This is a genomic window from Infirmifilum sp. NZ (assembly GCF_022693705.1).
GTDB lineage: Archaea > Thermoproteota > Thermoprotei > Thermofilales > Thermofilaceae > Thermofilum.
Window position 1 is genome coordinate 778,746 of record NZ_CP094288.1, and the last position, 24,094, is coordinate 802,839.

General features: G+C 49.8%; 25 protein-coding genes and 4 tRNA genes. 8 read left to right on the plus strand and 21 right to left on the minus strand.

Annotated features, from left to right (window positions below):
• Positions 1 to 64: 64 nt before the first annotated feature.
• From MOV14_RS04195 to MOV14_RS04210, 4 genes are read right to left on the minus strand one after another with little or no spacing between them, the layout of a single operon-like run.
• Positions 65 to 1,306, minus strand: coding sequence for a replication factor C large subunit (locus tag MOV14_RS04195; protein WP_318537983.1), 1,242 nt, complete (start codon positions 1,304 to 1,306; stop codon positions 65 to 67).
• Complete coding sequence (locus MOV14_RS04200; RefSeq protein WP_318537984.1) at positions 1,306 to 2,295, minus strand: replication factor C small subunit; 990 nt, start codon at positions 2,293 to 2,295, stop codon at positions 1,306 to 1,308. The genes MOV14_RS04195 and MOV14_RS04200 overlap by 1 nt, the downstream gene beginning before the upstream one ends.
• Before the next feature lie 57 nt (positions 2,296 to 2,352).
• On the minus strand, positions 2,353 to 2,961 hold the full coding sequence (locus tag MOV14_RS04205) for a 30S ribosomal protein S7 (RefSeq protein ID WP_318537985.1): 609 nt from the start codon (positions 2,959 to 2,961) through the stop codon (positions 2,353 to 2,355).
• Positions 2,962 to 3,000: 39 nt separating this feature from the next.
• Positions 3,001 to 4,449, minus strand: coding sequence for an RtcB family protein (locus MOV14_RS04210; protein WP_326403753.1), 1,449 nt, complete (start codon positions 4,447 to 4,449; stop codon positions 3,001 to 3,003).
• A 106-nt stretch (positions 4,450 to 4,555) separates the two neighbouring features.
• Here MOV14_RS04210 and MOV14_RS04215 point away from each other — a divergent pair, with 106 nt between their 5' ends.
• Positions 4,556 to 4,915, plus strand: a complete 360-nt coding sequence (locus tag MOV14_RS04215; protein ID WP_318537986.1) for an HVO_A0114 family putative DNA-binding protein — start codon at positions 4,556 to 4,558, stop codon at positions 4,913 to 4,915.
• Here MOV14_RS04215 and MOV14_RS04220 read toward each other — a convergent pair.
• The 4 genes from MOV14_RS04220 to rpsB all read right to left on the minus strand — a co-directional run bounded on the left by MOV14_RS04220 (position 4,912) and on the right by rpsB (position 8,690).
• Positions 4,912 to 5,340 carry an archease gene (locus tag MOV14_RS04220; protein ID WP_318537987.1) on the minus strand — a complete coding sequence of 143 codons (429 nt, stop codon included), beginning with the start codon at positions 5,338 to 5,340 and terminating at the stop codon, positions 4,912 to 4,914. The genes MOV14_RS04215 and MOV14_RS04220 overlap by 4 nt on opposite strands.
• Positions 5,327 to 6,430, minus strand: a complete 1,104-nt coding sequence (gene fni / locus MOV14_RS04225) for a type 2 isopentenyl-diphosphate Delta-isomerase (RefSeq protein WP_318537988.1) — start codon at positions 6,428 to 6,430, stop codon at positions 5,327 to 5,329. The genes MOV14_RS04220 and fni overlap by 14 nt, the downstream gene beginning before the upstream one ends.
• A 247-nt stretch (positions 6,431 to 6,677) precedes the next feature.
• Positions 6,678 to 7,532, minus strand: coding sequence for an AmmeMemoRadiSam system protein B (gene amrB, locus MOV14_RS04230; protein ID WP_318537989.1), 855 nt, complete (start codon positions 7,530 to 7,532; stop codon positions 6,678 to 6,680).
• A gap of 513 nt (positions 7,533 to 8,045) precedes the next feature.
• Positions 8,046 to 8,690, minus strand: a complete 645-nt coding sequence (gene rpsB, locus MOV14_RS04235) for a 30S ribosomal protein S2 (RefSeq protein ID WP_318537990.1) — start codon at positions 8,688 to 8,690, stop codon at positions 8,046 to 8,048.
• A gap of 384 nt (positions 8,691 to 9,074) precedes the next feature.
• Between rpsB and MOV14_RS04240 the strand changes: the two genes are divergently transcribed.
• Positions 9,075 to 9,174, plus strand: a tRNA-Val gene (locus tag MOV14_RS04240).
• A gap of 7 nt (positions 9,175 to 9,181) precedes the next feature.
• Here MOV14_RS04240 and MOV14_RS04245 read toward each other — a convergent pair.
• Positions 9,182 to 9,814 (minus strand): hypothetical protein, encoded by a 633-nt coding sequence (locus MOV14_RS04245; protein WP_318537991.1) that lies wholly within the window; start codon positions 9,812 to 9,814, stop codon positions 9,182 to 9,184.
• 94 nt (positions 9,815 to 9,908) lie between these two features.
• Between MOV14_RS04245 and MOV14_RS04250 the strand changes: the two genes are divergently transcribed.
• Positions 9,909 to 10,124, plus strand: coding sequence for a DNA-directed RNA polymerase subunit N (locus MOV14_RS04250; RefSeq protein ID WP_318537992.1), 216 nt, complete (start codon positions 9,909 to 9,911; stop codon positions 10,122 to 10,124).
• Between the two features lie 5 nt (positions 10,125 to 10,129).
• On the opposite strand, the gene MOV14_RS04255 is transcribed toward MOV14_RS04250, so the two are convergent.
• From MOV14_RS04255 to MOV14_RS04305, 11 genes are all read right to left on the minus strand, one after another.
• On the minus strand, positions 10,130 to 10,528 hold the full coding sequence (locus MOV14_RS04255; RefSeq protein ID WP_318537993.1) for a 30S ribosomal protein S9: 399 nt from the start codon (positions 10,526 to 10,528) through the stop codon (positions 10,130 to 10,132).
• On the minus strand, positions 10,525 to 10,983 hold the full coding sequence (locus MOV14_RS04260; protein WP_318537994.1) for a 50S ribosomal protein L13: 459 nt from the start codon (positions 10,981 to 10,983) through the stop codon (positions 10,525 to 10,527). The genes MOV14_RS04255 and MOV14_RS04260 overlap by 4 nt, the downstream gene beginning before the upstream one ends.
• Positions 10,984 to 10,996: 13 nt before the next feature.
• Entirely contained in the window at positions 10,997 to 11,356 is a 360-nt protein-coding gene (locus MOV14_RS04265; protein ID WP_442786685.1) for a 50S ribosomal protein L18e, read from the minus strand.
• 30 nt (positions 11,357 to 11,386) lie between these two features.
• Positions 11,387 to 12,283: a DNA-directed RNA polymerase subunit D gene (locus tag MOV14_RS04270; RefSeq protein ID WP_318537996.1), complete on the minus strand. Its 897-nt coding sequence runs from the start codon at positions 12,281 to 12,283 to the stop codon at positions 11,387 to 11,389.
• A gap of 4 nt (positions 12,284 to 12,287) precedes the next feature.
• A complete protein-coding gene (locus MOV14_RS04275; RefSeq protein WP_326403754.1) occupies positions 12,288 to 12,731 on the minus strand; it encodes a 30S ribosomal protein S12 in 444 nt (147 codons plus the stop codon).
• 114 nt (positions 12,732 to 12,845) lie between these two features.
• Positions 12,846 to 13,304: a NusA-like transcription termination signal-binding factor gene (locus tag MOV14_RS04280; RefSeq protein WP_318537997.1), complete on the minus strand. Its 459-nt coding sequence runs from the start codon at positions 13,302 to 13,304 to the stop codon at positions 12,846 to 12,848.
• Positions 13,301 to 13,615: a 50S ribosomal protein L30e gene (locus MOV14_RS04285; protein WP_318537998.1), complete on the minus strand. Its 315-nt coding sequence runs from the start codon at positions 13,613 to 13,615 to the stop codon at positions 13,301 to 13,303. Before MOV14_RS04285 ends, MOV14_RS04280 begins: the two co-directional genes overlap by 4 nt.
• The gene (rpoA2, locus tag MOV14_RS04290) at positions 13,612 to 14,817 is read right to left on the minus strand and encodes a DNA-directed RNA polymerase subunit A'' (RefSeq protein WP_442786699.1); all 1,206 of its coding nucleotides are present in this window, start codon (positions 14,815 to 14,817) and stop codon (positions 13,612 to 13,614) included. The genes MOV14_RS04285 and rpoA2 overlap by 4 nt, the downstream gene beginning before the upstream one ends.
• 11 nt (positions 14,818 to 14,828) lie before the next feature.
• Positions 14,829 to 17,474, minus strand: coding sequence for a DNA-directed RNA polymerase subunit A' (gene rpoA1 / locus MOV14_RS04295; RefSeq protein WP_318538000.1), 2,646 nt, complete (start codon positions 17,472 to 17,474; stop codon positions 14,829 to 14,831).
• 10 nt (positions 17,475 to 17,484) lie between these two features.
• Positions 17,485 to 20,841: a DNA-directed RNA polymerase subunit B gene (locus MOV14_RS04300; RefSeq protein ID WP_318538001.1), complete on the minus strand. Its 3,357-nt coding sequence runs from the start codon at positions 20,839 to 20,841 to the stop codon at positions 17,485 to 17,487.
• A 5-nt stretch (positions 20,842 to 20,846) separates the two neighbouring features.
• Positions 20,847 to 21,089 carry a DNA-directed RNA polymerase subunit H gene (locus MOV14_RS04305; RefSeq protein ID WP_318538002.1) on the minus strand — a complete coding sequence of 81 codons (243 nt, stop codon included), beginning with the start codon at positions 21,087 to 21,089 and terminating at the stop codon, positions 20,847 to 20,849.
• A gap of 146 nt (positions 21,090 to 21,235) precedes the next feature.
• Between MOV14_RS04305 and MOV14_RS04310 the strand changes: the two genes are divergently transcribed.
• From MOV14_RS04310 to MOV14_RS04330, 5 genes are all read left to right on the plus strand, one after another.
• On the plus strand, positions 21,236 to 22,738 hold the full coding sequence (locus tag MOV14_RS04310; protein WP_318538131.1) for a glycine--tRNA ligase: 1,503 nt from the start codon (positions 21,236 to 21,238) through the stop codon (positions 22,736 to 22,738).
• Between the two features lie 36 nt (positions 22,739 to 22,774).
• Positions 22,775 to 22,876, plus strand: a tRNA-Lys gene (locus tag MOV14_RS04315).
• Positions 22,877 to 23,022: 146 nt separating this feature from the next.
• Positions 23,023 to 23,120: transfer RNA gene (locus MOV14_RS04320), tRNA-Val, on the plus strand.
• 114 nt (positions 23,121 to 23,234) lie between these two features.
• A tRNA-Thr gene (locus MOV14_RS04325) sits at positions 23,235 to 23,333 on the plus strand.
• A 102-nt stretch (positions 23,334 to 23,435) separates the two neighbouring features.
• Positions 23,436 to 23,783, plus strand: coding sequence for an arcadin 1 (locus MOV14_RS04330; RefSeq protein WP_318538003.1), 348 nt, complete (start codon positions 23,436 to 23,438; stop codon positions 23,781 to 23,783).
• Here the strand turns inward: MOV14_RS04330 and MOV14_RS04335 are convergent.
• Positions 23,780 to 24,064, minus strand: a complete 285-nt coding sequence (locus tag MOV14_RS04335; protein ID WP_318538004.1) for a DNA-directed RNA polymerase subunit K — start codon at positions 24,062 to 24,064, stop codon at positions 23,780 to 23,782. The genes MOV14_RS04330 and MOV14_RS04335 overlap by 4 nt on opposite strands.
• Between the last annotated feature and the right edge of the window lie 30 nt (positions 24,065 to 24,094).

The following is a 24,094-nucleotide window of genomic DNA, read 5'->3' on the forward strand; positions in this document are numbered from 1 at the left end:
CCCTTGTTCACGGTTGTCACAGATAACCTGAGGGGTCGCTGTTTTACGAGAAATTACTAAAAGCTTAGGCTTCAAGCACGTACCTAACTGCGTCTTCGCTGACGCCTATCGAGCGTAGTATTCGCTGCGCTAGTTCTTTATTGTAGGAATTTATAACCCTTAGATAGGGGAGAAACTCTGTCGCGAAAGTCGCTGTTGAAACGTGGAGTTTTTTAGCCGCTGCGCGAGCTACCTCGGTGAATTTCTCACGCTTGGTTTTATAACGAGAGAGAATTCTAAGCTTTTCGGGAAAGCTGTACTTGACGAATTTGAAGGGAGGTCTTTCTCGCGAGCTGGCCACGCCAGCAGTCATCAGCTCCAGTACGTATGGTAGTAAAGCCCACATCTGCTCTCGCTTCATCCGAGCAAGATAGATATCTGCTAGCGAAAGTGCATCGTAAGCATCAGCGATGGCAGTGTAGCTGGGTGTATACTGGGCAATTATGTTTTCGCTGAGCCACTGGATTAGCATCTCATAGTCAAGTGACGGCAACCGTGTTACGGATAGAGCCTGCTCAGGAGTCTTAGCCGTCAAGACGGTCCTGACTATTTCGAACATATTCTCTTGTTCTGCCCTTTCACCTAGAATTTGTAGATCAGCTAGGCTTACAGATCTACGTCCCATCGCAATGGTCTGAAGATCGTTGATAGCCGCGCGAAGATCCCCTTTGGCATTATCCGCTATAGCGGATAAGACCTCGCGATCGCACTGAATGCCCTCTCGCGAGCATATTTCCTCCAGGACCCTGATTATCTCACGCTTACCGATTTTCTTGAATTCGATGAGCTTGCAAGCCTCGCGGAGATCTTTAAGCTTGGGATCCCACGGGTCATTTGCCGTAAGAACCACCGGATACCGAGTTTTATTGATCAGATCTAGGATAGCATCCAAACCACCCACATCCTCGCGGGTCCACACCCCGTCAACTTCATCGATGAGCACTATTTTACCGGAGTATCCATATAGAGAGCCCGACCCGATTGCTGGGAAAACCCTGCTCTGAATAGCTTCCCTGGATCTAACGTCGCTGGCGTTTATCTCGATGAGCTCCCACTTGTACTCGGAGGCCGTTGCGTAGACGATGCTTGTTTTACCGCAGCCTGGAGGCCCGTAGAGGAGGGCGGCCTTATGAGTAGGTTTCCCACGTATCCAAGAATTCAACCATGCTATGTATTCCTTCTTGGCCTCCTCGTTCCCAACGACATCCTGTATTCTCTTAGGCCTGTATTTTTCAACCCAGGGTACGAACTTCACCGCAGAGCTCATCACTTTCCGCCTACGGGTTGCCTCTGGGCTGCTAGAGCCAGTTTAGATAGAAGGGCCATAAGCTGGATTTCGTCGTCTGATCCTTCAACAATGCGGTAGTTGGCCTCCGCGACGAGAGAAATTAGTTCTGCGAGAGTTACGGTGTCGAGCTTAACGGACTTTTTCACCGAAAAGATTTCCCTATGTATGAAGCGCACGATGTCTAGGCCCGAGAGACCGTAGTTATAGAGCAGTACTCTCAACTTTTCCCGTGCTTTTAAGAGGTCGCCAGCTAAGGCGCTTTGAATCATTTCTTCCACCTCCCGTGGCCTAACTTTTCCTAGGGCCGCATACACAACTTCAGCGGTGACGTTTCTCGTTATTGCTGATGCGGCTTGAAGTGTGTTTATAGCCTTCCTCAGATCGCCCTGCGCTTCCTCCCAGATCACATCTAATGCTTCGTCGTCGACGTTTACCCCTTCCTGAGAGGCGATCCACTTGAGCCTCTCGATGGCCGCCCCCTTTGGCAACGGCTGGAAGCGGAAGACGGCGCAGCGTGACTGTATAGGCTCAATTATCTTAGAAACATAGTTTGCAATCAAAATGAACCTGGTATTTCTGCTGAAGAGCTCCATAGTCCTCCTTAAGGCTTGTTGAGCGTCACCCGTCATGTTGTCGGCTTCGTCTAGAATCACTAGCTTAAAGGGGACGTCGCCTATAGGCAAAGTTCTGGCATAGTCCTTTATGCGGCTTCTTATAACGTCTATCCCGCGCTCATCGCTGGCGTTTAACTCGAGAGTGTTGTCTCGCCAATTCTCCCCGTAAAGGTCACGGGCTAGCGCTAGGGCTGCCGTTGTTTTCCCAGTACCCGGGGGACCCGCAAAGAGAAGGTGGGGGAGGCTCCTGGTCTTCACAAACTCTTTAAGACGGCGCACGATTTCTTCCTGGTCAACTATTTCATCGAGAGAGCGTGGCCTGTATTTTTCGACCCAAACTTCAACTTCAGACATTTCTGAACCCAAAACCATCGAAGGGTATCTGGGAATTAAAGCTAATGGGTAGAAATACTACCTTGAGGCTAGGGCTATCCTCTCTATCTCCTCCTTCTTTCTTAAAGCGTAACTGTTGGCATCACCGTACGCAGCCGCTACAATCTCGTCCGCTAGGCACTCCTCGATCGTCTTGGGGTTGTTAAAGGAACAGGCGCGCGCACCCTCAGTGATAAACCTGAGCGCAAGGTCTACTCTCCTTTGAGGCGATACGTCCACAGATACGTGGTAGAGTATACCACCGTAGATTACGCGCGTTGTTTCTTCTCTTGGAGACGCGTTTTCGATAGCCCAAACTAAGACCTGCACAGGGTTCTTACCTGTTTTGAGCTCTATTATCTCGAATGCCCTTTTAACTATATTTAATGCCAGCATTTTCTTCCCGGCATTCCTACCAGGTCTCATCAGCTCGTTTGCAAGCCTCTCTACGATTGACACGTTTGCTTTACCAAAACGATGCTTAGCGTGTCTCCCCTCTGAATGGGGGACAAGTACAGGCTTTAGCGAAATGTATCTTCGCAGGCTCTGATCTCTAATTTCGACCTCTGAGACGCTCCACTTCCCGAACAGCTTGATTTCCTCACCGCTAAGAGTCTTAAGGACTGCTCCTTGAGTCTCCTGAGACATACCGCTCAACTTCCCGATCGCAGTAGAGTATAAATACTTTTAGCCTTTCACCACTGCTATTGGAACCATTCTGACAATCTTCTTAGCTATCCCAACCGCGTCGGCTACCATTACTACCCTATCCACGTCTTTGTATGCGTCCGGAGCTTCTTCCGCGACAACAGCTAAACTAGCCGCTCTCACTACGATGCCTCTGCTTTCCAACTCGTTCTTTATCTCCTGACCCCTCACGCTCCGCCTAGCCTCTGCTCTGCTCTGCATTCTCCCTGCTCCATGCGGGGAAGACCCGAAGGTAAGCTCCATGGCTTTCTGAGTCCCGACGAGAATATAGCTTGCTGTTCCCATTGAACCCGGGATGAGTACAGGTTGCCCAATGCCTCTGTATTCAGCAGGAACGTCGGGATGACCTGGCGGGAAGGCCCGAGTGGCCCCCTTCCTGTGCACGTACACCTTCACACGCTTACCGTCTACCACATGTTCTTCGAGTTTCGCTATATTGTGAGCCACGTCGTATATTATCTGTAAGTCCAAGGCATCCGGGTCTTTCTTGAAGACTGTACGGAAGCTCTCCCTAACCCAGTGGGTGATGACTTGCCTGTTTGTCCATGCAAAATTCGCAGCTGCTTTCATGGCAACGAAGTACCGCTGAGCTTCCTCGCTAGTCGCTGGAACCGATACGAGCTCACGGTCTGGGAGAGGCATCTTGTACTTGTGAACAAGCCGCTCCATAATTTTCAAGTAGTCGCTGGCAACTTGGTGTCCAAGACCCCTGCTTCCGGTGTGTATCATAACCGTTACTTGTCCCTCTCTCTCAATACCTAGCACTTTGGCTACTTGAGGATCGTATATTTTGTCGACTTTTTGAACTTCTAGGAAGTGGTTTCCACTCCCGAGCGTACCAAGCTGATTTCTACCCCTCTGCTTTGCCTCCCTTGACACCGCGCTCGAGTCGGCGCCTTCCATACGCCCGCGCTCTTCTATGTGATCTGCGTCTTCCTTCCACCCATACCCGTGTGAGATCGCCCACTCTACACCCTCCTCCAGAACCCTGTCTAGCTCGTTAAAGCTTAACTCCAGTCCACTTGTGCTTCCGAGACCTGAGGGTACCTTTCTGAAAAGCGTCTCGGCGAGCTCCTTCAGCTTTGGCCTAACCTCTGACTCTGTTAGATTCGTCCTGAGAACCCGTACACCGCAGTTGATGTCGTAGCCAACGCCTCCCGGACTGAGAACACCCTCTTCGGCATCGAAGGCGGCAACCCCTCCTATCGGAAAACCGTAGCCCTGGTGACCATCAGGGAGCACTATAGAGTACTTGTAGATACCTGGCAGGAAGGCGACGTTTGCTACCTGTTCTAACGTAAGATCGTCTTTCATCTTAGCAAGCAAAACATCATCCGCAATAACTAATCCTGGAACTCTCATACCTGGTTTGTACTTTTGAGGGATCTCCCACATGTACTCTGTAATTTTTCTCAGAGGTGGAACCATAGATGCTTACCCCATTAAATTGTCTGCACAACACAGAAAGAAAAACTTTATTATGCTCTAGTGATAAGGTTATTATCTCGTGATAAGAATTTTCATTGAGCGTAGCGTGACACCAGATGAGCTCATTCAACCCGGTATTGTCACGTATAAGTTGAGGAAGGCGTACCTAGAGTATGAGGAGGAAGGCGAAGAGCCCAGTATTTACATACGTGAAGAAATCTCGGCAGAGACCGCAAGAAAGCTATTGAGCAAGAAGATGATAGAGATTTTAAAAACCCTATCTTCAGAACGCGAGTACAATATTTCAAAGCTTTCAGAGTTGTTACATAGATCTCCGTCTAACGTTCACAGAGACCTTGCATTCCTCAAAAAACACAAACTTCTCACATTCATTGACAGAGGGCGTGAAAAAATACCCATTTTACTTCTAAAAAGAGTGGTCGTTGAAGTCAGGGATGGGAGCTAAATATCTACTACGTACTGCACGTACCACTTACCTCCCTCTGTCCAGATTCTCATTAAATGGTATGTCGCAGCCTTAATAAGAACTCGTGACTCGTGCTTCTCCATGTTAAACCTTTCACCAACCAGAATAGCCGTAACCTGCAAAGTATCTCCTTCTTGATTGTAGACCACATTTTCGACTTTCGAGGCAATGAATGCCTCTTCATCGAAGAGAATTATTAACCTCTCAATGAGGTTGTATAGCATACTTTCCGGATCGAAACCCTCGGCTTTCACTTCCCTTCGCTCTATCTGGGCGATTTTACTCGTATCCGTCATTACCTCGTAGAAACCTAGTATTGCGTACGCCAAAGCCTCCTCTAGCGTGGATCCCCATGCTCTGACTAGCACATCTGCAGTGTGCGGGAGAAGCTCAAAGCCCCCCATGATCTAAACCCCCGAGCCGCAACTTCCTCTGCTTCATCCACACTAAAAGTTCACCCGAGATAACAACCGGCGCTTCACGTAGCTCGCTTAGGTTGGTGCTTCCAGTGAGGAAAACCGCTATTTTTAGCTCCTTTATTACCTGTTCTAGGAATTTCTCCGCCCTGGAAATCCCACCCTCGTAAAGCTCCCTAAGCAACGGCCTTGCTATCCCTGCGAAGTCTGCTCCAAGCCTAATAGCTTTGGCAACGTCTACGCCACTTCTCACACCTCCAGTCGCTATAAGCAACGCGTCAGGAAAAACTTCCCTAACCTCCAATATGCTAGCAGCTGTCGGTATGCCCCAGTCAGCAAAGGTTTTTGCCACGCGCTCAAGAACGTCTAAACCCCCTAAACGCGCCCGTAATCCTTCAATTACTGCGAAAGACGTCCCCCCAGCACCTCCGACGTCCAATCCCCTGATCCTTATTCCACGTAGCGCACGTGCAGATTCCCTGGAGAGCCCTTCCCCAGTTTGTTTTATGATCACTGGCACAGGTGATTCCTCGACGAACTCTTTAAGCTTGCTCAGGAAACCGCTGAAGTCCGGTTCTCCTTCAGGTTGTAAAGCTTCTTGAAGCGGGTTTAGATGTACGGCAACAGCGTCTGCGCGGATCATCTCGACCAAGCGTAGCACATCTTCCCGCTTAACTCCTCTTGCAACCTGACTCTGACCTATGTTGGCGATCACCGGTACATCGGGAGCCACTTCCCTAACAACGGAGAAAGTATGCGAGACAGCCGGGTCCTCTAATGCTGCCCTTTGACTTCCCACCCCAATAGGTACTCTAAACTTCTGCGCGAGCTTAGCAAGCGCTTCGTTTATAGTCTTGGCGAGCTCCGTGCCGCCTGTCATCCCGCTTATGACTAACGGTGCGTTTACCCTGTATCCTAGGAAATCCGATGAGATGTCAACGCTACTCAGCGATGAGCTAAGCACTGATTGGTGGACAAATTTCACGTACTCAAACCAAGAGCTGGTCCGTGACGACACATCCTCCTTAACGGAAAGTATTATGTGGCTATCCTTGCGCGACGAGGTCCTGAACTCCAAGGAAACCCCCATAACTTGTCACGGTGATAAATTTGAATTTTCCCACTCATATGCTAGATGCGCCCGGTAGTAGCCGACTCGCGCTACTAGGCTTCGACCTAGAGGGGGCGGTCTATGACTGTATCAAGTAGAAAATGTTTGAAGACGAAGCCAGCACGCTTAAGAGTTGATGCCTTTAGCGAGACAAGAGACTGTGAGAAAACACGTAGGAGCTCTGTTAACTGATCCTAGAGCAGGTAGTCGTGAGCTATCTGGAAAAAGAGATGGAGGCGTAAGCAACGACCTCGCTTTTATCTCCTGTGACGTCGCCGCTATCAGCGTATTTAAGAAGCCTTACGTTGGTGAACCCCATTAGTTTAGCAACCTCCATAGCTGTCATGACAGGGCCGTAGCCACACATGGATATGTCCTCTTCGATCACTGCAGAGTAAAGCCCGTCGAGATCCAGTGACCTTATTTTCTCGATTGCAAGCTTATCCTTTTTCTCAGCAACACTCGCCTCTACGTAGTGACTCATGTCAGAACTGGCTACGATGTAGAACCGCACCCCGTGTTCCTGCATTACGCTCACGATCGCTCTGGCAACCTTTCTAGCGCCTTCGGGCGTTTGCAACATCATCGATATCGGTATGATTTTGAATTCGCTCTCAAAGATGAACTGTAGAAACGGGACCTGAACTTCTATTGAATGCTCGTACATGTGCGCGGCGAGATCAAAGCGTAGGAGGGATTCACGAGAGGCAATCTCTTTTTCCAGTTCAACGTCGATCTCTACGTCACCTAAAGGAGTAGCCCAAACTTCGTTTTCGTCGAAAGCTACCGGTGCACCTAATGCGTGGTGGTTTGGACCAATTATTACAACCACATCAGGCTTACCGGCTTCAGCTAAAGCGTAGTAGCTGTGTGCGGCTACATGACCGGAGTAAATGTATCCGGCATGTGGAGATACAACTCCGATTAGGCTTCCGGAGTAAGAGCCTGGCTTTGGCGGAAGCTTACCGGGTCCTAACCTGTGAAGAAAAGCCTGCTCTATTGCCTTCCGCAGGGAATCGGGGTCCTTTGGGTAGAAGTAACCCGCATGAGCAGGATACCTTTTAGACATCCTACCTTAAAGTGTGGCAACTGTACCTTTTTTAGTTTTTCCCTTCCTTCCCGTATTTGATCCGCCTTCCCTTGCTCTCCATGAACCGAGGGGTGAACAAGAAAAACTTTGGAGAAAGTTGCATAGTGTGGGGCTAGTACGGGTCGCAGTGATAGGTAACTCTGCTCTATCTCGCTGAGCGGGCTTACGGTCTTCTTATGCTACTCTGCTACAAACCTGAAGACTTCCCGCAAAAACATTCTTAAAAATATCGGGGGCGCCAGCACTAGAAACGCTGCTTTTTCACTCTAAGCTTGCACGCCGAAAACCGGAAAAACCCCGTAGAGAAGGGGTAGTGGTGGGGAGCCGTGAGTTCCCGCTCGGCCTCCATGCCCCCATGGCGTGGGTAGCCTGCTTAATACGAGAGACCTACGATAGCCCCTAAGGGGAGTCTTCGGCGAGTAGAGGTGGTGGGCACGCTAGGCGCGGACTATCTCAAACCAAGTAGAGGTAGAGGAGACTAGAGAAGCTTGCTTAGACTACTTCTCCAGTTGTGAGTATTTTGGCCTCGAAGTCGGATAATGGTACGGGAAGCTCTCCGTTAGGTGGCAAGTCCCCGCGTGCTCTGAGAACCTCTCTTGCAAGGAGCCAATAGATGAGAGCTAGGGCCTTCCTTCCACGGTTGTTCGTCGGTATGATCAGGTCGACGTTTGTGATGGGAGAATCACTATCACACAGTGCTACAACAGGTATTCCCATTTTCCCCGCCTCGACTATTGCTTGCTCATCTACTCGGGGGTCGGTGACGATCATCAGATCGGCTTCGGTGTAGTAGGCTAAAGCTGGGTTTGTGAATGTTCCAGGTAGAACCCTACCTAAAATCGGTTTGCAGCCCACAACCCCGCAGAACTTTCTTACAGGTCTAAAACCGTACTGGCGTCCAGACACAGCCACGACTCTGCTGGGCTCATACCGAGCGATGAAGCGGGCAGCAATCCTGATTCTCTCATCAGTTTTCTTTACATCTAGGAGATACAGTCCATCAGGTCTAGCGGCGTAGATGTAAGGCTCCATAAACTTGCTCTTCATCCTTGTGCCTATCCTTACACCAGCTGTCAGATACATTTCCAGTGGTATCAGTAGCTCTCCCTCAGCTATCTTAAGCTCATCCAAGCTCACGGGCTTCCACCTCAGGGAGTGAACTATGACTCAAGGCATCGTGAGTTTTTAAATGTTTCTCCATTCTAAGATGCGCTAAAACTGTGATTGCCGATTTCAGATACAGCCGAAAAGGATAATCATCGAAGCAACGAGTAATCACCGATTCTCAGCACTGTCACATTGGTCGCCAGCCAGGTGTCGTACTACACGAAGAGAAGACGCTCCCGCAACAATGCAGACAGCAGGCTGGCTAGCACACGGCATCCGCAATAGTACCTATGACGCCCCGAAGAAGGGGCTTCCGACCAGTAATGGAGTGAAGTTGCTAGTTGCTTCCTGAGGCGTGCAACTGGTTTATAAGCGAAAAGTAAATTAGACCCAGTGTAAATCCACCTAACGCTAGGGCCCGTCGTCTAGTGGCTAGAGTGAGCCAGGGTAGGCTCACAGCTATGATGCCACCCTGACACGGTGGTGGTCCCGGGTTCAAATCCCGGCGGGCCCACTTTACTCTATAACGTTAGGTAGGTATAAGATAGGGGTCGTTTTCCCTTGCCAAGTGTAATAACTTCTCGTGCTTCAGTGACGAAAATCGGCTTCACGAAAAGCGGCACGCCAACTACTTGCCTAAGAATGTCTTCACTAACTACTATGCCGCAATCGAACACGGCTACCGCTCGGGCTTTCCCGTTATGCTCATTGTTTATGGCTTCAATGACTAAAGCAGCGGAAAGCGGGTCAGTGGGACAACCAGGCGAATGAAGCCCCTCTTCTGACAGGAGCTTTTGAGCGAAAAGAAGTGCCTTAAAAGCAGTCTCCGCGACCGGAGAAGGACGCTCCGACCACACCAAGAAGTAATTAGACAGTATTTCTTCTAGTGTCTTGACACTACCTTTAAGGTTGAGGTAGGCATACGGGTCGTATACTTCAAGCAGCTTAATAACCGCCCGATAGACGCTAGCTTCCGTGAGGTTGACGCTTCGACCAAACTGCTTCGAGAAGATATACAGATAGAGTCCGAGAGAGTCTGCCAGGTGCGTGATTTCACTAATGACGGACTCCTTCAGGAACCCCGGAACCCTAAGAACCAAAATCCTAGGTTGTTGAAGCTCTAGTTTTAGAAAACTTATCGTCTCTTTATCCATATTAAAGCGCAAATACAGCAAGGAGTAAATAACTTTCCGTGAAGCGAAAGCGATTTAACTACGAGCATGCGGAAAAGATGCGGGTGCCAGTTGAATGATGTTCCCCGTAAGATGCTTTACCTGTGGTAGCCTGATAGGCGACAAGTGGAACGAGTTCGCCACCAGGGTGCATAACGGAGAAGACCCTGAAAAAGTTCTCAACGATCTAGGAGTAAAGCGCTACTGTTGCCGCAGAATGTTCCTTTCACACGTGGATTTAGTCGACAAGATACTAGAATACGGTACAGTGGAAGAACTTTATCTTCCGTAAAGAACCTACCGGTAGCTTTTCTGCCTCTTTGCACGCGCGGATCTTCCATGCGGTTTCTTGGGTTCAGCTTGCCTGGGATCCTCGACCAAAAGGTGCCGATCGTAAGAAAGGTATATTTTCTTTAACTCCTCGTTTCCGCTCCACTCCAAGATAGCTCTGGCAATAGCAGTTCTTATCGCCGATGCTTGACCAATTACGCCTCCTCCTCTTGACTCAACATAGATGTCAATGTTTTTAGCTATGTCACCAGCCAGCATTATCGGTTCCATTATTTTCAACCGCACGACTTCCGGCTCCAGCACCTCGAGAGGAGTTCCGTTGATCAGCACTCTTCCCTTGCCTTCTTTTACTATCACTCTAGCTCTAGCCGTTTTTCTCCGAGCAGATGCTAGCACGACCCTCACGGACTACCACCTTCTAAGAGCTTGTTCGATAACCTGCTGTATATTTCACCGAGCGTTAGGTACTGCACGAAGGGGTTTTTAAGCATAGCCTCATCTATTTTTAACACTTGCGCGTTGCGGTACTCGTCGGGAACACCGACGTAGACCTCAAGCCTTTTAAGGGCTTCGCGCCCTCTACTCTTATCACGAGGGAGCATTCCACGCACCATTCTCTTAAAAAGCCTGTCAGGTGTTCTGTGGTACTTTGGTCCGCGCTTCTCGGGGTTGTAGTAGGTTTTCCACTCCAGCCATCTCTTTAAGTGAAGAGCTAAGATGGATTCAGGCTTGCCTGTGACCACTATCTTTTCAGCGTTGACGACTACGACCCTCTCTCCCCTCAGAAGCCTTTTTGCAACGATACTAGCGAGCCGACCGGCGACGTGACCAGTTCCGTCAATAACTACTGTGCTGCTCAACTTTCTCACCCTCTCAAGTTATTATTTTAACATTCTTCCCAGAAGGATTCCTTCTCAAAAGCTCCTCAATGGTGATCGCCTCGCCTACGCTTTTTATCTTTGTGAAAGCCTCTCTGGAAAAGCGCCATGCGGCGACAGTCACTCGATGGGACAGAACGCCACTCCCGAGAACCTTTCCAGGTACGACCACTACATCACCTTCCTCAGTGTATCTGTTAATCCTGCTGAGATTAACCTCCACACGCTTCCTAGTAGGTCTCGCCAGGTACTCAGCTACATCACGCCATATCGGCGCTTTGAGCTCTCTCCCGTACTTCTTAAGGGTGTGGATTAGCCGTCTAAGATAGATGTTCGTGGACATCGTCCGCCGCATATTCGCACCGGTCTACATTTTGTGTTGGAGTTAAAAACTTTGCCCGTTAACCTCCACTTTTGGCGCGGGAGCAAGGTAGGCATCAACGGCTTCAAGAATCTTAGAGTAAAAGGCGCTGAGCCTCCTTTCGAGGACGTCTAGAGCCACATCAACTATCTTGCCAGGAGGAAGGCCCCCGAGCGATTCAATAGTCATGATGATTGCTGAAGAGTCGCCTTTCACATCCACTAAATCCGGGAACTTTTCAGAGCACTCGTGGCATAGGGAGCACGCATCGGCATTTAGAACTGTGAGCCGGCCATTGTTGTAGCCGAAGACCCTTCGAGGACACGTGTTGATGATCTTTTCTGCTAGATCTTCTGGAACATCTTTTTTCAAGATCCTCACTACAGGCTTGTACTTGTACCCCACGGCACTAACGGGTTGCCACTTCGCATGCTCCTTACCCACACCCATCCTAGCGATAGCAGTTAAAGTTATCTTCTGACCCTTGGCCAGCTTAGCAATCGGTATGAGCTTAGAAACAGGCTCAACACTCATGCCCTCTTTGACGGGAAGTATCCCCTCAATACCCTCAAATCGCAAATGCCCACTGACAACGGTTTTAGGCCTCTCTAAGGCCTCCTCTGTCAAGGTGAACACGACCTGACAGTCGTTACCCCTGTTTTCGTAGCACTCACGCAGAGCATCATAGAGCTCTGGGTCCACCTTCAAGGGAATTAATCCAAGCCTATGCGCGATCATCTCATCCCAGAACACGCTCGTATTCTCCGAGAATATAACTTCGTCAATAGCTAGTGTAGGGACTTCGGCTATGATCGCCCTTCTAATACTGTTGACAAGGGGCGGCGTAACTCCCTCGAAAACTAAGGTTAGAGTGTTCCCTCTACTTTCGCGGACGGTAACACGCGGCGTAGAAGGTGCCATAAGTCTACCTCGTGGGCTTCTGTTTGCGCCCACGGAGTATTTCCTTCAGAGATACCCCGTTCACCTTGATTACTTTCCACCTTACACCCGGCAGATCCCCGTAGGCCCTTCCTTCAGGACCTCCTATTCCCTCAATCACAACCTCGTCGTGCTCATTGACAAAGAGAAGCGCACCGTCACCGGGCAAAAACGCTGTCACCACTTTTCCGTTCTTGATGAGCTGGACCCTCACGCATTTTCTCACGGCACTGTTAGGCTGCCTGCTCTCAATCCCTACTTTTTCTATTACAATCCCTCTCGCCATTGGAGCGCCTTCTAGTGGATCAACTTTCTTCTTCAACTGCAACATTCTGCGTTTGTACTCTAGGTCACTCCAGCGGAACTTCTTCCTTTTGAGTTCCAGCTTTCTAGCCGCGAACATTCCCATGGGCGATTTGCTTCCAGGCATATAATCCCACCCAACATTCATGGTGTGAATTTAAAAGGCTTTCTGCTCTTTTGAGCCCCGAGAAAGCATGAAGCAATGTTAGGAATAATCACAAAACTGAGCCCACAGGATAGGTTATTGTGCTTCGAACTGCACTACTCTCAGATCATGAACCCCGAAATACCGGGAAAGCAGAAGCTTGGCTCTAGTCGCGTTTCGGCCATTTCTACCAATAGCGAGGCCGAGATGGTCACGCGGAACAGCGGCTATCACCACTTTCCTGTCTCCCTCGCTTTTTACTGTGATGTTCACGACTCGGGCTGGATACAGGGAGTTTTTCGTCAGCTCCTCGATGCTTTCTCCATCTTCAACTACTTCAACGTCGCGCTTGAACATCTCCCTCAACATACGAACCTTTGACCCGTTCTTGCCTACAGCTAGGCCAGCCATTCCTTTCTCTACAACGAATATCAGCCGGTTAAACTGGTGATCTGAAATACAATCTTTGGGAGTGATACCGGTTACCTGCTCAAAAAGGCTCATCATTTGAAGCTCTTCGTTGCTGAGCCTTCTATTGCCCTGTGCAACGCTCATGCGGTTCCCTGTGCAAGTAACAGAATGCTACTTTCACCGGAATCGATAACTGCTATGGAAGATACGAGGAAAGGCTTGTTGCATGCCGCTCCAAGCTCGCGGCTACTACCGCTGAATACGTAAACAGGTATCTGCGCAAGAGAGGCATAATACTTTAGTTCCTCCGCTATGTGCGATGGAGCGTTCTTAGCCAGAATGACCAGCTTGGCTTTTCCGTTCACAATTGCCTTTAACGTGCTTCTATACCCGAGCGTGGCTTTACCAGTCTTCAGAACAGTCTGCAGTTCCCTTATGAAATCAGCACTACTCATCTCCTTTCACCTTCGCTACCCATAGGTCCTTGATACCTCATTTTAAGCTTAACAGCACCTGTGCCGATGGGAATAGGTCTACTCTCAATTATAACGTTTTCGATAACCCCCTTCAGCTCGTCCATCTCCCCTCTCATGGCGGCTTCAACCAAATTTTTGACTGTGACCTCAAAGCTTGCGCGAGCCAGGATGCTTCCTTTTTCGCCGGCAACTCCGTGGCGCCCTACCTGTCTGACTTTGCCGGTATACGTCATAGCGTCAGCCACCATGAGTATGTGGCGGTAATCAACATCCAAGCCGTGCTCATCGAGAACTCTTTTAATTTCATTGATTATCGCTGCGCGGGCGGCCTCTATCCCTAGAACCTCATAGATTTCGATAATGTTATTCGTCTTTGTCCGCTTGGGATCTACTCCCTCGATAGAGAGCACCGCCTGGAGATTACTACCTTCAGTGAGTATAACGTACTCCTTCAGGTTACCTTGCTCGTCTCTAACGGGCTTAACTATGGCATGTCTTATTCCTTTAATGCCTTTGACCCGTAAGTTTAGGACCCTATCGTACATTCTCCGGAACTTTATGAGGTCTTCAAGCCCTGTGTAGAAAGTTATTTTAAAGCCGTCCTCTGAGACCTCCACCTTACCCTTTCGTCCTTTTATTTTATTTAGAGCTTTTACGACGTCATCGACACTAACGTCCCGGTTCTCAAGCATTTCGGGGTCGAGCTCGAGAATTATGCTTTTCTCGTAATAATCCATAACGACGCTCTTGCAGAGAGTCTCTATCGTCGTCAGCTCTATCTCTCTCGCGAGCCGAAGGGCCTCCTGCTCGTTAGTGGCAATAGAAGGTTCAAGGTATATCTCCATTAAGGGGGTGGACGGTTCGCGTCGCAGGTCTACTATTTCTATGAGCCTTGGAAGGCCGAGCGTGACGTTTAATTCTCTAACTCCTGCGAAGTGGAATGTCCTTAGTGTCATCTGGGTAGCTGGTTCTCCAATCGACTGTGCAGCTACCATTCCAACGGCCTCGCCGGGAGCCACAAGGCTAGAGAGGTACCTTTTTACAGCCTCGTCTATTACGGCTAGAGCCTCTTCTCGCGTCAGACCGTACTGTTTTATTTTTTCAAAAAGTTCTTGACGCAGGGACAACGGTAGCATTTCGTGGTACTTTTCGATCTCACTCCATAGTTCGCTATCAGATATCGGCTTTTTCATTACGCCTCACCTTTTAAGGCAACTTTCTTAACTATTTTCTCAACATCGACGGGCTTCCCGTGATCACTCCTAGCCGGATCCACTCCGTCCTCACCGTACCTGAACTGGATTATCATTCCCTCACTGTTGCGCACTGTCCCATCGTAGGCGACGTAGAAGTCCTGAATCGCGCTCTGCAGGCGCCTATACATATACCCGCTCTGAGCCGTACGGACCGCCGTGTCTACAAGCCCCTCTCTACCGGAGATCGCGTGGAAGAAGAACTCAACTGGTGTTAACCCCCGTCGGAAGCTACTATACACGAAGCCTTTGGAGAGAGGAGAGAGGTCGCCCTTTTCGAAGTGTGGGAGCGTTCTTTCTGTGTAGCCGCGCTCTATCCTCTTACCTCTCACCGACTGCTGGCCGACTACTGCGGCCATCTGAGTCAGGTTCAGCATGCTACCTCTCGCTCCCGTTTTAGCCATTATCACAGCGTGGTTTTTCAACCCTAGATACATGCCTGCAATTTCTCCCGCTCTGCTTCTAGCCTCGGCTAGCACGTTCATGATTAGGTCCTCGAGCGTCTCTTTCCTCGTCTTTCCAGGCATCGGTTGCAGCTCACCCTTCATGTAGTGCTCTATCAGCTCGAAAACTCTCTTTTCCGACTCATGTAGGATTCTCGCGATTTCCTGCTCGGCTTCAGGAGGTATTTCGATGCTATCGAGCCCCATCGTAAAACCGTACATATCAAGGTAGGTGATGAACATCTTATACAGCCCGTCCATGAGCTCTTTCGCTTTTCCAACCCCGTACTCGCGGACAATCTCATGCAGCACCGTACCGTGCTTTTCAGCTCCAACTGCCTGCTTATCGAAAACCCCTAGCAACAGCTTACCGTTCTTTATTAAGATAAATCCGTCATTTTCACAGTACTCCTGATCGCACTTACCCGAAGCTGGGGCAACCGCGGCTCTCCCAACATAGTTCATGTCACTGGGCAGGAAAACACTTACTAGCTGCTTACCAGTCCAGTAGGGACCCGGCTTTAGAATAGCGGGCTCCGGCATCTCACCCCTGTAATTAGCATTGTAGAGCAGGAGCGCTGCCTTGTGCTTATCGAATATAGCATCTTTCCTGGTGATCAGGTACGCGCCGGTTATGTAGTCGTGTATAGCGCCTATAATTGGAGCCCCGTACCTTGGAGTCATTATATGCTCCTGCACAAGCATCAGAGTCCTAGCCTCTGCTTGTGCCTCCTCGTTCTGCGGGACATGCAGGTTCATTTCGTCGCCGTCGAAGTCGGCGTTATAGGGTATAGTTACTAGGAGGTTAAGCCTGAACGTCTTGTAGGGTAGAACTTTAACAACGTGAGCCATTATAGACATTCTGTGAAGAGATGGCTGTCTGTTGAAAAGGACTATGTCCCCATCCTGCAGGTGTCTTTCCACAATGTAGCCCGGTTTCAGCGTCTGAGCTATTTCCTCCCTGTGCTTAGCATAGCGCAGATCAATCCTTGAGCCGTCTGGACGTATTATGTAGTTTGCCCCAGGCCATGTATCTGGACCGTTTATAACGAGCTTCCTGAGCTTTTCGAGGTTCCACGGTGTCACCTTCTCGGGAACGGTGAGTACTTTTGCTACATCGATCGGCACACCTACCTCGTTTATACTAAGGTTTGGATCTGGAGAGATGACAGTCCTTGCAGAGAAGTCTACGCGCTTACCAGCTAAGCTACCTCTAAAACGGCCCTCCTTCCCCTTTAACCTCTGCGCAAGAGTCCTTAACGGTCTCCCAGACCGGTGCTTTGCCGCAGGAACACCCGGTAGCTCGTTATTGAAGTATGTCGCTACATGGTACTGTAGAAGGCCCCAGAGGTCTTCGATTATCAACGGTGGGGACCCTGCCTCGATGCTCTCTTTTAGCCTCTGATTCACCCTAACGATGTCTACGAGCTTGTGGGTTAGATCATCCTCGGATCTGTCTCCAGACTCGAGCGTTATTGAGGGTCTGACAGAAGGGGGGACAACAGGTAGAACCCTTAGAACCATCCACTCCGGTCGCGCTTCCTTGGGGTCTAAACCTAGGAGCTTTAGATCCTCATCGGGAATCCTCTCGAGACGCTCACGCACCTCAAGGGGGGTGAGTTTGACAAGGCCTCCTTCGCGCTCCTCGTAGAATGTGTAAGGTTTCTCGAGTTTTATCTTGTACTGAACCCTACCGCAGTGAGGGCACTTCTGGACTTTCGCAGCCTCTTCCATGATAGAACGAGCGTACTTGTACTTTAATGAAGGCCAGTGTTTCGCTACGCTCTCCATCCGCCTCTTCCAAGTCTCTATCTTCTCTTGGGTAAGCTTCACTCTACCGCAGTGCCTGCAGGTTGCTTTCAGAATATTAGCTATGTATGGCGCAAACTCGGGATGTATGACAGGTCTGGCTAGCTCTATGTAGCCGAAGTGTCCTGGACAGTTCACAGCCCTGTTGCCGCATGTCTGGCAAACTGTACCTGGTTCTATGGATCCCAGTCTCCTGTCCATAAGGCCTCCAGGTATTGGAAAACCCTCCTCATCATACAGCTCGGAGGTTTCAATGCGCATTACAGCGATCTTCCTAATCAGGTCTGGAGAAAGGATCCCGAATTTTACTCCGCTTATTACCTTGGAGGACACAGCTCTCACCTCATACGGAAATCTTATCTTTAAGCAGTAGACGTACAGCTATTCCTAAACCTGTCAACTCCTGAAGCAGAAGTTTAAACGCGTAGGAAACTTCCACGGGATGCAGTTTCCCCTTCTCTCCGCATACCGGGCACACGGGCATATTCTTCTTGGCATCATACCACCCAGTAAACCCACAGTTTTCGCAAACCCATATCGTCGTTTTGTCGGAGCTGTCTAGTAGACGTTCGCGTAGCAACAGCGCAGCTCCGTGGCCTACAAGACAGTCCTTCTCCATTTCACCGAACCTGAGGCCTCCTTCGCGTGCCCTTCCCTCAGTTGGCTGTCTAGTTAGTATCTGTACCCTACCACGAGCGCGCGCGTGCATTTTATCTGCGACGAGGTGGTGTAACTTCTCGTAAAACACGACCCCTATGAAAACTTCTGCTTCTAGAATCTCGCCAGTTATCCCGTTGTAGAGGACCTCTTTACCATCGCTTCTAAAGCCGTAGCTTCGCAGAATCTCTCTGATTTCATCTAAGCTTGGCGCTTCGAATGCAGTAGCATCGATACGCCTGCCGGAAAGAGCTGCAGCTTTACCAGTGATAGCCTCTAATAGCTGCCCAACAGTCATTCTAGACGGAATAGCGTGAGGGTTGATTATGAGGTCGGGGACTATTCCGTCCTCCGCGAAGGGCATGTCCTCCTGGGGGACGAGTAGACCTACAACTCCCTTCTGGCCATGCCTTGAGGCAAACTTGTCGCCCACCTCTGTTGGCCTTAGATCTCTAACCCTGACCTTTACGAGCTTTACACCATCCGGGCTCTCCATAATTAAGACGCGATCCACGATCCCCCTCTCACCATGCCTTAAGGTGATCGATGTATCCTTCCTCTTGGTCAAAACTCTCGGCTCGTAGGTTCCCGTGTAGAAGCGTGGTGGACTTGTTCTGCCAATCACCACCTGCCCTCCCTTGAGCTCGCTCTCCACGTGTGCAATGCCGTCTACCTCATCCAGGGCATCATACGACTCAAAGGGTTTGAGGTCCAGAAGCTCTTGATCTGGTTTAGGCTTCTCAAACCTATCCTCTAAGCCGCCTGGATATCTGCGTTCCTCGGCTTCATATGTGCGGAAAAACACCGAGCGGGTCATACCGCGCTCGACAGCCGCCTTGTTTATTATCACGGCGTCTTGGATGTTGTAGCCACCGCCGGTGAGAACGGCCACGATCATGTTTGTCCCGTACGGGAGATTGTCGATCGGTAACAGATCGAAAATCTTGGTTTTCACCAGCGGTTTTTGCGGGTAGTACATTACGTGCATTCTCGGGTCCATCCGTAACCTATAGTTGAGAGTGGGGATCCCGAGAGATTGCTTAGCCATAGCAGCCTGGTACGAGTTTCTAGGAGACTGGTTGTACTCAATAAACGGTATTGTCATAGCTATCACTCCAAGAATAGCCGCAGGGTGTATTTCGAGGTGGGTATGCTTAGGGGTCAGATTGTCAACGGAGTCGGCTATTAGAGCGTTCTCCTCCTCTTCGGCGTCCAAGTACTCGACAATACCGTTTTGTATTAAGTCACTCCACCCCCACGTCCCCTCGCGGAGCATCTTCACGTGGGCGGGTTTCAGCTTTGGCTCTCCGTTTTCGACTACTATAAGCGGTCTTCTGATTCTCCCTGCATCGCAGTTTATGAAAACCTCCTGTAGCTTCCCGAGCTTGTATATCGCGACGTTCACCTCGTGGCTGATCCGGCCCTGCCTCCTAAGGTTTCTCAACGTGGTTACAAGCAAATCACCGTCCTCAACAAAACCTATGAGCCTGCCGTTTAAGTACACACGGGCACCTTCTACGCTTGCACCTAATGCTTTTTCAAGCGGCACCACATTAAGCCGTGTAACTAGAAGCTCATAGACTTCCTTTTCGTCGTAACCGTTTGACAGCGTGGCTAGGAGCGCCAGGTTCTTCACAAGTCCACAGTTCTGCCCTTCTGGAGACTCTACGGGGCACAGCCTACCCCACTGGGTCGGGTGCAACTCACGGGCTTCGAAGTGGGGTTGCGTCCTAGATAGCGGCGAAACAACTCTCCGGAGGTGAGAGAGGGTCGAGAGGTAATTAGTCCTGTCTAGTATTTGGCTTACACCCGTTCTTCCACCGACCCAATTCCCAGTGGCTAAGGCGTGCCTCAACTTATCTGTGATGATGTCGGGTCTGACGATGCTGACTAGGTTGATGTCTCGGCCTTTTGTCATATGGCGCTCAAGAGAATACGTCATCTCACGGACTAACTGTTTGAAAGCTGCCCGGAAAACCTGAGCTATGAGTTCACCTGCATGGCGCAGACGTTTATTCGCGAGGTGGTCCTTATCGTCGGGACCCCGAAGACCCATCTTTAGCTCCAGTAGCCTGGAAACCATCTGACCAACGAAATAGGCCTTGGCGAGGCGCGCAGACCTAGTGCGCCCGATGTGCGGCAGGAAATTCTCATCCAGTATCTGCTCAGCCCGCTCGATCCTCACGTTCTTAGGTTGACCTGTGGCAACTCGGGAGCCGATGTAGTCTAGAGCGTCCTCGACTGTCGGTGCTATTTTGGATTGCTCAAGTATTACAGGGAAAAATTCATGCTGAATTTCCTCATCGTTGCTCACGGCGTAAACGATGTCCCTGTCCCTCTGCAGTCCCAGCGCCCGCATCATTACAACGACGGGAATTTTTTGGGGGACCTGAGGGAAAGAAACGTATATCATCCCATCTTTTGTACGCTCAACTGAAACAGGGACCTTGTAGCCAGCGGCCACTGAGAAAACTTTAGCCGTGTGGGTGACAGAGCTTCCAGCGCCACCGTAGTCCACAAGGACCCTGTTCACCGACAAATCTTCCTGCATTACTACAACTCTTTCGGATCCGTTTATGATGAAATAACCACCAGGGTCGTGTGGATCCTCGCCGAGCTTGACGAGCTCTTCCTCAGACGTTATTCTCGATAACACGCATCGGCTGCTGCGAACCATTATAGGAAGCATTCCGATGAAAACCCTCTCAGTCTTCCTCTCCTCACCGTCCACGTAAAGTGTCATGTTTAGGTATAGGGGGGCAGCGTACGTTATGTTGCGCAGCCTAGCAATCATGGGGGTTAAAGTTATTTCAGAGCCATCCGCCTCTTTAAAGACCGGCTCGCCCACCTCAATTTTTCCGAACTTTATCTCAACTCCGTGAGCCTCTAGTTTTATGCCCCCTATCTCGTCTACGATCTCCTGCAAGCCCTTTTCGAGAAATATGTTGAAAGAATCCAAGTGCTGGCGTACTAGTCCGAGCTCCTTCACATAAGCCTTCACGAGCTCCCAGCGGTCCTCACTGCTTAGCTCCACTTTCGGCATGCGGATCACCCAGGAACAACCAACCTCAGAGCGACTGCTTCACCAGCGGTGGGGCTCTTCCTAATAACCATTATCACATCTCCTGGTTTGGCGCCAAGAGCCTTGGCAGCGGGATCTGTGGCATAGATCCAGGGGAGCTCGGATTTTCGAAGCCCCATCAGTTTCAGGATCTTCTTAGCTTCTTCACGCGTAAGCAGTATGTGCTTCGGCACGAGCTCGTGTTCTAGAACGTTTATCTTGCGAGGCATAATAACCTCACTTTCAGACTATCAAGTAGCGATGCAACCATCTTTTTAAGCATTTCGTTATGGATAGTTTCCGCGAGAATCCGGGTAGGCTTATATATCCTCGTGTTTGTCTCCTAAAAGGCTTGGAGGTGAATTTATTGGCGGAGGTGGGACGAGCGCAGAAGATGGTTACGCTCGACGAAATCACCGAGCTATGCACTAGGAGGGGTTTTTTCTACCAGACAGGAAAAATCTACGGAGGCCTTAGCGGTTTCTACGATTATGGCCCTCTCGGAGTCGACCTAATGAAAAACATACTTGATGATTGGTGGTGGTACTTCGTTGAAAGAAGGGACGACATTTACGGTCTCAGCGGTAGTATCATCACACATCCAAAGGTGTGGGAGGCCAGCGGCCACGTTGAAAGCTTTATTGATTATATAGTCGTGTGTCAGAAGTGCGGTACAGAGTATAGAGCTGATCACTTACTCGAAGATTTAGGCGTGAAGGTCGAGCAGTACACACTGGAAGGCATTAAAACCCTGCTCCGCTCGCATAACGTTCGTTGTCCAGCCTGCGGCGGCGAGCTCAGCGAGCCTAGAGCTTTTAACCTAATGTTCTCAACTAACCTTGGCCCGAAAAAGTCTCCTCCGTTCATAGTTTACCTGCGACCTGAGACGGCACAACTGATATTTGTAAACTTTAAAAATGTTGTTTTCAGTATGGGAGCAACTCTTCCGTTTGGCATAGCCCAGTACGGCAAAGCCTTCAGAAACGAGATATCTCCCAGGAATTTTCTATTCAGGCTACGAGAGTTCATACAAATGGAAATAGAGTACTTCGTGAATCCTAAAAAGCTGAACGACTGCCCTTACTTTGACGAGATTAAGGACATAGAGATAAACCTCCTCTCTGCAGAGGATCAAGAGAAGGGTTTAGAGCAGGCTAGGAAAATAAAAGTGGAGGATGCTGTAACGAGTGGGCTTATTGGTTCTGAGTGGCATGCTTATTGGATAGCAGAGTCTCTTAGGTGGCTTTGGCGTATCGGTTTATCTCCACAGAATCTTCGAGTGCGAGAACACATCAAATCAGAGCTGGCCCACTACGCCCAACAGACCTTTGACGTCGAGTACTACTTCCCATACATGGGTTGGAAAGAAATAGAGGGCATTTCGAATAGAACCGACTTCGATCTTAGGAGGCACCAAGAGCACAGTGGTGAACCTCTGCATATCGTCGACGACGGAGAAAAGGTTATTCCCTACGTCATAGAGCCCTCGTTCGGGCTCGAGCGGATCATCCTAGCTGTACTTACGGAGGCTTACACTATCGAGGAAAAGCGAACCTACCTTAGACTCAAGCCTAGGATCGCTCCCTTCAAGGTTGCAGTTTTTCCGCTTGTAAAGCGAGATGGCTTGGATACTTTAGCTCGGAAAATTTACAACGAGCTGAGAGACCGTTTCCGAGCCTACTACGATGAAGACGGCAGCATCGGTAAACGTTACGCAAAAGCAGATGAGATAGGGGTTCCTTTCTGCGTAACCGTTGATGGACAGACGGCAACAGACGGCACGGTCACCGTAAGGTACAGAGATACAAGACAACAGGTTCGCGTTCCTCGAGAGCATCTCGCAGAGCTTCTCCACAACGGGATTGAAGAGAAAAGTTAATATCCGCTCAATTGTGTATGCTAGAAACAGCGGGCGGGGCCGGTAGCTCAGCTAGGAAGAGCGACGGTTTGCCTAGCTCTGCTAGGTGAGTCGAGGCTTTTAACCCGTAGGTCCCGGGTTCAAATCCCGGCCGGCCCGCTTCTAGCTAGACGATAGTCAATATATAGCGTGACATCACTTCTTCGTTGTGATGATGAGTGACTTGCCGACCGAGCTGTAGCTGTGAGGAACGGCAGTCAGCCTGAAAAAACTTTTAATTCTAGTAGTTTCTATGTTGGTTTTCAGGGCCCGTCGTCTAGCGGTTAGGATGTCGCCCTCACAAGGTAAGAGTAAGCACATCTGAGAGCGGCGGAGGTCCCGGGTTCGAATCCCGGCGGGCCCACCTTACTGAATGCGAATGATTAGCTGGACTATAAACCTAGCCGAAGCTAGTTGCAAGTAATATGGGGCACGTCTAGCGAAAAGCTGATAAGATTCCTCTGCATGATGGTGAGCAGCCCCGGTAGCTCAGACTGGTGGAGCGTCGGCCTTGTAAGGCCTTAGAGAAAGGGTTCGAGAAAGCCGAAGGTCCCGGGTTCGAATCCCGGCCGGGGCTTTTCCCAGAATATCACTTGAAGAGAGTTCAAGCATATCTGAAATCTGCTGTGAGGGTTCAAAGCTCAGAAGGCTTAATAAGGTGGGGAAGCTTTATGTGAGCGTGTCTCTGACGAGTGTTCGCTTTAAAGCGAAAGTTACGCTCATACAGACCATCGACGCGCCTTTTGGTGAAAAGATGGTGAAGATCGAACTCAGTGAGGAAAGAGAAGTGCCCGAACCTCTATTCGTAAGGTCACCGGATAGCGAGATAGGTAGGGAAATAGCCCCCATAATCACCCAGATAATGAGGATGTTTCCCGGTGCGCCACCGGGCGCTGTAAGAGTGCCTCGAGTGACCATACTGCTATCTGAGGACGAGTGGGAGAGGTTCGTCACAAAACCGAGTATCGGTGACTTTTTCGAAGTTGTTATAACTAATGAAAAGATAGAGCTTAGGAAGGAGAGCTAGGGGGGACTCAACTTTAGGTACTTAAGAGGGATCTCCTGGTACTTGCCGTCGGGGGTCCACCTTACTATAATTACTGGTAGTACATGGGCCTCCAGCTCCTTCTCAGCAATTTTCAGTGAGTCTAAGTTTTCCAAATCTTCTATAGGAATTAAGACGGGCGCGCCGAGAGAGATCTGCAGTGCTCTAATGCCTATAATTCGCGCTTTCTCGAAACGTGTCAGCCATGGTGGACCGATCTTTACCTGAAACTGCTTTTGTTGAAGCTTATTATCATCAGACATAAACGAGTTAAGCAAGAGAAACAATATTTA

Bases quoted from the DNA above. Each gene is read 5' to 3' on its own strand.
- MOV14_RS04195 (WP_318537983.1), bottom strand. From the start codon at position 1,306: ATGAGCTCTGCGGTGAAGTTCGTACCCTGGGTTGAAAAATACAGGCCT.
- MOV14_RS04200 (WP_318537984.1), bottom strand. From the start codon at position 2,295: ATGTCTGAAGTTGAAGTTTGGGTCGAAAAATACAGGCCACGCTCTCTC.
- MOV14_RS04205 (WP_318537985.1), bottom strand. From the start codon at position 2,961: ATGTCTCAGGAGACTCAAGGAGCAGTCCTTAAGACTCTTAGCGGTGAG.
- MOV14_RS04210 (WP_326403753.1), bottom strand. From the start codon at position 4,449: ATGGTTCCACCTCTGAGAAAAATTACAGAGTACATGTGGGAGATCCCT.
- MOV14_RS04220 (WP_318537987.1), bottom strand. From the start codon at position 5,340: ATGGGGGGCTTTGAGCTTCTCCCGCACACTGCAGATGTGCTAGTCAGA.
- amrB (WP_318537989.1), bottom strand. From the start codon at position 7,532: ATGTCTAAAAGGTATCCTGCTCATGCGGGTTACTTCTACCCAAAGGAC.
- MOV14_RS04245 (WP_318537991.1), bottom strand. From the start codon at position 9,814: ATGGATAAAGAGACGATAAGTTTTCTAAAACTAGAGCTTCAACAACCT.
- MOV14_RS04250 (WP_318537992.1), top strand. From the start codon at position 9,909: ATGATGTTCCCCGTAAGATGCTTTACCTGTGGTAGCCTGATAGGCGAC.
- MOV14_RS04265 (WP_442786685.1), bottom strand. From the start codon at position 11,356: ATGCGGCGGACGATGTCCACGAACATCTATCTTAGACGGCTAATCCAC.
- MOV14_RS04270 (WP_318537996.1), bottom strand. From the start codon at position 12,283: ATGGCACCTTCTACGCCGCGTGTTACCGTCCGCGAAAGTAGAGGGAAC.
- MOV14_RS04275 (WP_326403754.1), bottom strand. From the start codon at position 12,731: ATGCCTGGAAGCAAATCGCCCATGGGAATGTTCGCGGCTAGAAAGCTG.
- MOV14_RS04280 (WP_318537997.1), bottom strand. From the start codon at position 13,304: ATGAGCGTTGCACAGGGCAATAGAAGGCTCAGCAACGAAGAGCTTCAA.
- MOV14_RS04285 (WP_318537998.1), bottom strand. From the start codon at position 13,615: ATGAGTAGTGCTGATTTCATAAGGGAACTGCAGACTGTTCTGAAGACT.
- MOV14_RS04300 (WP_318538001.1), bottom strand. From the start codon at position 20,841: ATGCCGAAAGTGGAGCTAAGCAGTGAGGACCGCTGGGAGCTCGTGAAG.
- MOV14_RS04305 (WP_318538002.1), bottom strand. From the start codon at position 21,089: ATGCCTCGCAAGATAAACGTTCTAGAACACGAGCTCGTGCCGAAGCAC.
- MOV14_RS04335 (WP_318538004.1), bottom strand. From the start codon at position 24,064: ATGTCTGATGATAATAAGCTTCAACAAAAGCAGTTTCAGGTAAAGATC.